We start from the raw sequence: 7,459 nt of genomic DNA, 5'->3' as shown, positions 1-7,459 counted from the left end.
GTACGGGCTGCACCGGGGGCGCGGAGGGCGGCGCGACCGGCGCCGGCGGCGGGGGCGGCTGGCCGGGCCGGCCGCGGTCAGGCCGCTGGACGCGGTTCGGAAATGCTTCCTCGCCCGTGTCGGGGTCGATCATCGGCCCCCACATACTATCGCCCATCGCAGCCCCGCGCCCGCTCTCGTTCGCCCTCTGCTGCTGCTGACGCTGCGGGTCAGACCCGGAACCCGTCCGCTCCAAAGAGCGCGCGAAGCGGGCGGCTGCCTCGATCGCGTCCACGATTGGCTTGATCTTCTCCCACACCCACTCGAAGGCTTCGGCAATGCCGTCCACGACCCAATCGAAGAACTCGCGAACGGGACGCCATGCGGCCATGATGCCGCGCGCGGCAGCCCCGAAGATGCGGCCCCACAACTGCACCTGGTCGGAATTCAGGAAGCGGTTGAACGCGTCCTTAACCCCGTCCCAGATGCCCTGAAAGAAATCGACGATCTCATCCCAATTGCGATAGATCAGGTATGCGGCGCCTGCGATCACCAGGGCCGCAGCGCCGATGGGATTGGCAAGCAGGGCCGCGCCGAGGCCGGCTATGGCCGAACCGAGGCTCACGATGGAAGAGATCAGGCCGGCGCCACCCAGCAGGAGGAACAACCCGCCCAGGGCGGCGTGCAGCGGGCCGATACCAGTCACGAGGTCGCCAAACAGGGTGACGATGGGCCGCAGCTTCTCCCACAGGCTCTCGGCCTCGGCGCGCAGCTCGGCGATCACGCCGGGGATGGCGCGGATGTATTCTTCTATCTTCGTCGCGATCAGCTCGCGGTTGGCCGCGATCCAGTCGGCCCAATCGTTCAGCAGCGGTGTGATGATGGGCGCGAGGCGCGTCGCGATGGCGTTCTGCACGCCGAGGATGCTCCCCCTGACACGGACCATACCGCGGCTGAAGCCGGCCAGGGATTGCTGTTCGGCCTGCGTCATGGTCAGGCCGAGGCGCCGCGCATCCTCCCGCGCCTCCTGCATCCCGGCAGCGCCGCGCCGCAGCAGCGGCAGCAGTCCAATGGCGGCCTCCCCGAACAGGATCATCGCCGCTTCGGTGCGGCGTGCGCTGTCCGGCACGCGCGCGAATGCGTCCGCGACATCGTCCATGATGTCAGCGGTGGGCCGCATCTGGCCCCGCGCATCGCGTATCTGAACGCCCATCAGCCGGAAGGCGCGCCGCAGCTCGCCATTCCCGCGTGCCGCCTCCAGCGCCTTGCCCTGGAGGCTACTCAGAGCCGCGCCCATCTCATCCGAGCTGCCGCCCACCAGTTGGGCCGCATGCGCCAGGCCCTGGAAGGATGCGAGCGACATGTTGACGGCGCGGGCGGATCGCGTCTGCGCCGCCGTGGTCTCCGCGACCCCGCGCGTGATGGCCCCGAGCGCGATGGCGGCAGCGCTCCCCGCCGCCACGATCTTGCCTGCCATGGCGGTCGCTGCCTTGGCGACATCCACGAAGCCACGGGCAACGCGCCCGATCTGTTCCCTGGCCTTCTCCAGCTCCAACCCGCGGAGCAGGCCGCGGATGCCGGTGCCGAGGCGGCGGATCGGGGCCGTGGCCCGGTCCACCGCTTCAATGACAACGCGGATGGCGCCGCGGTTCTCAGCCATCTTCTGCCCGCCTCCGCAATTCGTCGTGCCAGGCCAGTGCCTCGCGCGGGGTCAGCGCCATCAGTTCCGACGGCGGCCAGTGCCAGGCCGCCGCCAGGTCCGCCAGAGCTACGCGCCAGTTGCTCGGGCGGTTTCGGAAAAAGCCTCCATGATCATCCCGAACAGGCCCATGTCGCGAAGGCCGATCGTGCCGGCCTCCTTCTCGGTCAGGCCGGCGGCCTGCATCAGCAGGCGGCGGACCTTGCCCATCTCGCCCTGGACGCGGTCGAGCTGCTGGAGCTGGTCAATGGTCGGTTCCACGATGCGCAGCTCTTCGGTGCTCTCGCCGCCCACCTTGATCGGGCGCCAAAGCGCTACCCGGATATCGCCGTCGCCGAACTCGATCCGTGCATGCCCGGCGAGGCGCGCGAAACCCTCGCCCCACATCTCCACGATGCGCCGCTGTTCGTCCGTCCGCGGGGTGTCGTCGCTCATGCCGCAATCTCCGTTGCCGAAAGCCCTTCCCAGCGCGCGCTGATCTCGCCTTGCTCGGTCGTCACGTTGCCCTCGCCGGCGTACCAGGCTTGGCGCAGGACGATGGTCTTGCCGTTGGCAAGATCGAGCGTGGCCGTCAGGTCTTTGCCGCGCAGCAGCGCGCCAAGATCAAGCGCCGCGTCATCGGTGATGATGCCTTCGATGAAAGGCACCTGCGGCTGGGTGTAGTACCCATGCACGCGATCCGCGCCGACGATTGCCGTGCGCTTCTCTTCGCCGATGTTGTAGGTGAACGACCCCTTGGCATCGAGCACCATGCCATCGGTCTTGAGCGTGATCTTGCCGGCGCGGTTCGCCATGGCTTCCCCTCCTTACAGGCGGAACTGGAGCAGCCCGGCGAAGACGCGGAGCTGGTTGATGACGGTGGGCGGGATCAGGGCGTTCAACCGGTCGGGATCGGTGCCCGAGATCTCGGTGACCACGTCGCGCATGAAGGCGGCGCGGTCCTGCACCAGGCCGGCTTCCTCCCATTGCTCAAAGCGCGCCACCAGCTCCGCCTTGGCGAGCTTCGGTGTCATCACCGGCTGGCCCGCACCGAAGCGCGTGCCGTCCGCTGCCAGCTTGTGGCGGGGATACTTTCGCGAAAAGAAGGTGCGCACGTCGTACCGCAGATAGGTAACGGTCTTCACCGTCTCGACGTTCAGATAGGAGGTATCGGCCGCGCCGGCGCTCGTCTGCCGGTACTCGGTGACGACACGTTCCACCACGACGTTGCCGCCGGCATCCACCGTCAGCGTCGAGATGCCGTTGAACAGCAGGGTGTTGCGCTGCGCCCGCGTGAAGCGCTTTTCCGCCGCTGGCGGCATGACGCCCGGAACCAGCAGCGTCTGCACCGGCCGCGCAGGGTCGATTGCCAGCGCAGCGATGCACACGCTGGCCAGCGCCGATGCCGTGATCCAGGGCGGGGTGGGCGAGCCTTCCCATCCCTGCGGCGAGATGTGCGGGCAGTTGCGCGCAGCCATCGCGGCGACCAGGTTGGAATGGGTGTTGGAGGTCGCGCGCCAGCCGTGGCAGTCCACCATCCGCAGCGGCCCGAACCGCGCCACCAGGTCATCCCCCAGCGCGGTCAGATTGGCCGCATCGTTCCACGGCACGATGATGTCCGTGAACCATTCGTCCCCCACCGCCGCCAGCGCCGGCGCGATGTCCGGATTGCCGGTGCCGCCCGCCATCGGATTGACGGTGACGGTGATGCCGGCGGGCTGCGCGTCGTCGCTGTAGTAGGCGGCGCGCACGTCGATATCGTTGCCGCACAGGCCCTTGTGCTTGGCCGTCAGCGTCACCGTGGCCGTGGCGGCGCTGGCCGTGACCGCCGCATCGGCATCCGCGTTCACCGCGGCTGCAACGGCCGTGGCGAGCTGCGCGGCCGTCATGCCCAGCGTCACCGGCGTGCGGATGCGCCGGCCGCCGACATACAGGGCTTGCGTGCCGGGCGCCGTAGCGGTGCCGGCAAATACAACGGTGTTCGTGGCCGCGACCCCGGCGACCAGGTCCACCACCGGCATCGCCCACAGCTCGCTGGTGGGGTTCGCCCCCCGGAAGGCCCAGCACATGGCGGCGAGCTGCGAGGCACGGCCGAACAGCCCGTCCACCTGCGCCACGTCGCTGATCAGTCGCATGGTGTTCACGGGTGCGCTGCCGGTGGCGAGCTTCTGCCCGATGATCAGCACGCGCGGCGGCAGGATGGACAGGCCGCGGACGGCCTGGCTGTTGTCCACCTCGATATAGGTGCCCGGCGTGCGGAGGTCGATCGGGATCAGGTTGAAGGCGACGGCCATGGTGCGGTCACTCCGGGATGACGATGTGATCGGTGGCATCGGCCGTGTCGTCGGCCGGCAGCGGCGCCAGCACGTTGCCGTGCGGCGGGATGTCCCAATTGGCGTGGAAGATGCGGAAGTCGCCGACGACATCGCCCGGCTCGGGCGCGTCGTACTCCATATGCGCGGTGGTCCAGTTCAGGCGGATGCCGTGGCACACCACCCCGCCGAACTTGAACGGGCCGCTTTCGACCAGTTGCGCACCGATTGAACGCGGCGCCGGCGCCTTGCCGTCCAGCAGGCCGCCAAGCGACAGGTCCGCCTTGATGGCGGCGATGATGCGATCCGTGATCGCATCCGCCACCAGCTCGCTGGCCTTGGCGTCCTCGAGCGCGACGAAGCCGCGAATCTGCCAGTCGGTGAACACCTGGTCGGAGGTGCTGCTTTCCTCGACCGTCCGCCGTGCCAAGCGGCGGATGAACCAGCCGCGCAGCTCCTGGGGCGCATCCGGTGTCGGCGGCTGCCACATGAACAGCGCCCTGAAGTCCTTATCGTTCACCGCATACCGCTCATACAGATGCAGCACGCCGAGGCCCGGCACGGTCAGCAGGCGCGCGGCGATGGCGTTGCGGATGGCTTCGGTGGTCGCCATCACTCGGCGCTCATCCTGGCGGCGGCGCGTTCGGAAGCGGCTTTCAACAGGCCGCGCACGAAGGGTTCAACGTGCGCGAAGCCGTCGCGGAACATGAACTGCCCTTCGGTCCCGCGTGCCGCGATCTTGAATTGGATGGCCTGCGCCGCGCTTTCGGCTTCCTCGCCGGTCAGCCCCAGCTTGCGCTGCACCCAATCCAGCAGCGGCGCGATGGGCGCCCAATGTGGCTTGCTGCCCAGCTCCACCGCCGCCGCATAGGACAGCGAAGTGCCGACGCCGCCGGTGATGGCCGTGCCGCTGATCGTCACCGGCAGCGCGCCGATGCTGTCGCGCAGCGTGCCGGCGCCGGATGTCGGGGTGCGTTCCTTCACCTCGCGCTCGGCGAACAGGCTGGCCTCGGTGACGGCCGGAACCAGTTCCCCCGCGAAGATCTCCGGTGCGCGTGCCGCGAGGCTGCGGAACGCCGCGTCTTCGTAGCGGATGTGGACGGTCTCGCTCATCAGCGCCGCCGCCGCCAGTGCATCCGGCGGCCTCCATCGCTCGCGGGCAGGGGCTGCGTAGCCATGGCGCTGGCGGGCTGGGTGCGCTTCACGTCGATGCCCAGCAGGTCGTAGTAGCGCTGGCGCAGCCGCTCGGCGCGCTTCGCGTAGCTCTCGGGCTTGCTCCCGTGATCGACCGTATCGGCCGGGATGGTCGGGTTGCCGTCCCCGCTGGTGGCGGCGGCCTTCTGGTCGAACAGCACGGCTGCGGCGTAGCTCGCCAGCGCTTCATGGTCCGTGGCGGGAATGGTGGTGCCATCCTCGGTCAGCACATGCATGCGCAGCAGCGTCAGGCGCACGGCAGCGCCGGCCGCGATCGGCCGGGTGAACAGCAGGTCCACCTGGTCGGGGCCGTGGTAGTGGCCCCATGCCGTCGCGGCGAGGATCGCCGGGGGCACGCGGCCAACGGGGTATTCAACGGCCTCGACGCGCAGCGCGCCGGCCGGCATCGGTAGGCGCGGCCCGCCGGCCGAGGTTACATCCTCGACCCTGCGGAGCGGCCGATCCTTGGAATACTGAAGCAGGGCCAGCCCCAGCGCGGTGAAGCGCTGTTCCGGGCTGACGCGGCCTTCGTCATCCCGAACCAGGTCATCCACCAGCGACTGGAGGTAGGCCAGCATGGATCAGGCCACCACGGCCTTGTAGGCGCCGCGGTAGTCCAGCACGGACCCGCCGTAGATGTGGCGGATCTTGTAGGTGAGCTGGTCGTTGGAGAACATGGAGCCGGTGTTCGGCTGATCCTGCACCAGGATGCACCTGCGTGATGCCGCGCGTGTCGCGCTGCCCCACGGCGTCGGCGTCGATCGACAGGCCGAACAGGTCGCCAACGCCACGGGCGAGCGCTTCGCGGATACGCACCGCGATCGGGTCGTTCTCGCCAGTGATCAGGGTGAGGCGCGCTTCAATGGCGCTCTCCGCCTCCACCCAGCGCGGCTCGGTCAGTCCGCCGATCAGGTTCCGGACGTCCTTGCCCTGAAATGCCAGGTGCTCCGCGTCGCTCTTGACGAAGACGCGGGCGCCCTCGACCAGCGGCACGGCGGCGCGCAGCACGTCCGCCGGATAGTTCCGGCGGTTGCGCGACAGGCCGGCGCGGATGACGCGCACCCGATAGACGGTGCCGCCACCCTCCGCCGCCACCGCCTCAAGGATGGCGCCCTGGCGCATCAGGCGCGGCGATGCTTCTGGCCGTCGATTGTCACGACGGTGCCGGTCCCGACGTTCACGGCGAACACGTCGCGCCGCGCGATGCCGAGGGAGCGCATCAGCGCCTCTTCGCGCGCGGGATCATCGGTGGGCGCGGGCAGCGCTGGGGGCGCGGCCTCTGCCTGGCGCGCCATGGCAGCGACCAGATCGTGCACCGCCAGCTCGGTGACCAGCAGTCCGCGGGTCGCAAGGCGCGCCAGCAGGGCGTCAACAACGTCGTCGGCGGGGCCGGTGATGATCCGCTCGACCAACTCGGCCTGCACCTGGTTGAACCAGGCCACGCCGGGCAACGACGCACCGGGCGCAGGTCCGGTCACCGGGGCGGAGCTGTCCGTCTCCGCCCCGGCTCCCGCCGGTGCCCCATCGGCCGCCGGTCCCGCCCCCTCGCCGGAATTCATGTCGGAAGACCCGCCGCCGCCACCGCCGCCCCCGCCGCCCCCGATCGTCACGGTGACGGCTGCGCCGCTGCCGGTGCCGCCGCCGCCGTCCTCGGCGGAGATAGTGGTGGGCTGCTGATCGGGCTTCGGCTTGGCCATGCGTGTCGTCTCCGCCATTGGGGCTGGAGCGGGACGATGGCGGGGGTAGGTCTGGGGGTTCGGGCGGAACAAGTTCCGCCCCATCGGCGGCCCGGTCCCCATCTTCGGGGTGGACCGTCCGCATAGGCCCGACGTTAAACGGTGTTTAAACGGGGTCAGGCAGGTTTTGCGGACCTCGGCGCTACTGCCCCCGCGCGCAACCCGCCTGAACGGCTCTGTCGAGCCTAAGTCTCGCCCTGCCTGCCTTCAAGAACCCGTTTTGGTCCTCTCGCCCCTCTAACGAGTTCCCAAGGGGAAGCGCCTGCCAATTGGCAGGCGCGACCAACGAGCCAAAAGCGAAGCGCAAATGGCCTGAGCGCGGGAGGCGCTCAGGCGAATAGGGGCCGATAAGTCAACGCTGCGCCTCACCGCCGCCACCCATACTCAGCAAGGCCGGCGCTGCGCTGGGGATTCGGGGAGGCTGCGAAAGCCGCCGCACGGTTCCTTCGGGGCCGGCGGAGAACACATTGTTTGGGAGGGCGCCGGTGAGGGCGGCGCGATTGCCAGCATCGATTGCGGAAGCTGCCCCCATAAGACCGCTGATTACTGACTGCGACGAC

At 69.3% G+C, this 7,459-nt stretch carries 10 protein-coding genes; all 10 read right to left on the bottom strand.

Annotated elements, in window-relative coordinates:
- The coding region (locus GXW78_RS11975) for a phage tail tape measure protein (protein WP_211869024.1) at positions 1–1,639 on the bottom strand (1,639 nt) is incomplete at its 3' end.
- Entirely contained in the window at positions 1,632–1,736 is a 105-nt protein-coding gene (locus tag GXW78_RS28625; protein ID WP_408904179.1) for a hypothetical protein, read from the bottom strand. The genes GXW78_RS11975 and GXW78_RS28625, both read right to left, overlap by 8 nt.
- Positions 1,737–1,747: 11 nt before the next feature.
- Positions 1,748–2,113: a hypothetical protein gene (locus GXW78_RS11965; RefSeq protein WP_211869022.1), complete on the bottom strand. Its 366-nt coding sequence runs from the start codon at positions 2,111–2,113 to the stop codon at positions 1,748–1,750.
- Positions 2,110–2,472 carry a phage tail tube protein gene (locus tag GXW78_RS11960; protein WP_211869020.1) on the bottom strand — a complete coding sequence of 121 codons (363 nt, stop codon included), beginning with the start codon at positions 2,470–2,472 and terminating at the stop codon, positions 2,110–2,112. The genes GXW78_RS11965 and GXW78_RS11960 overlap by 4 nt, the downstream gene beginning before the upstream one ends.
- 12 nt (positions 2,473–2,484) lie before the next feature.
- Positions 2,485–3,951 (bottom strand): phage tail sheath subtilisin-like domain-containing protein, encoded by a 1,467-nt coding sequence (locus tag GXW78_RS11955; protein WP_211869018.1) that lies wholly within the window; start codon positions 3,949–3,951, stop codon positions 2,485–2,487.
- A gap of 7 nt (positions 3,952–3,958) precedes the next feature.
- Positions 3,959–4,582, bottom strand: coding sequence for a hypothetical protein (locus GXW78_RS11950; RefSeq protein WP_211869016.1), 624 nt, complete (start codon positions 4,580–4,582; stop codon positions 3,959–3,961).
- On the bottom strand, positions 4,582–5,082 hold the full coding sequence (locus tag GXW78_RS11945) for an HK97 gp10 family phage protein (RefSeq protein ID WP_211869014.1): 501 nt from the start codon (positions 5,080–5,082) through the stop codon (positions 4,582–4,584). Before GXW78_RS11945 ends, GXW78_RS11950 begins: the two co-directional genes overlap by 1 nt.
- A complete protein-coding gene (locus GXW78_RS11940; protein WP_211869012.1) occupies positions 5,082–5,741 on the bottom strand; it encodes a hypothetical protein in 660 nt (219 codons plus the stop codon). Before GXW78_RS11940 ends, GXW78_RS11945 begins: the two co-directional genes overlap by 1 nt.
- Positions 5,710–6,285: a hypothetical protein gene (locus GXW78_RS11935; RefSeq protein ID WP_211869010.1), complete on the bottom strand. Its 576-nt coding sequence runs from the start codon at positions 6,283–6,285 to the stop codon at positions 5,710–5,712. Before GXW78_RS11935 ends, GXW78_RS11940 begins: the two co-directional genes overlap by 32 nt.
- Entirely contained in the window at positions 6,285–6,860 is a 576-nt protein-coding gene (locus GXW78_RS11930) for a hypothetical protein (protein WP_211869009.1), read from the bottom strand. Before GXW78_RS11930 ends, GXW78_RS11935 begins: the two co-directional genes overlap by 1 nt.
- Positions 6,861–7,459: the final 599 nt, after the last annotated feature.

The organism is Neoroseomonas terrae (assembly GCF_018129025.1).
Lineage (GTDB): Bacteria > Pseudomonadota > Alphaproteobacteria > Acetobacterales > Acetobacteraceae > Neoroseomonas > Neoroseomonas terrae.
Note: the sequence above shows the minus strand (reverse complement) of the source record. Positions and strands in the feature narration are given on the sequence as shown.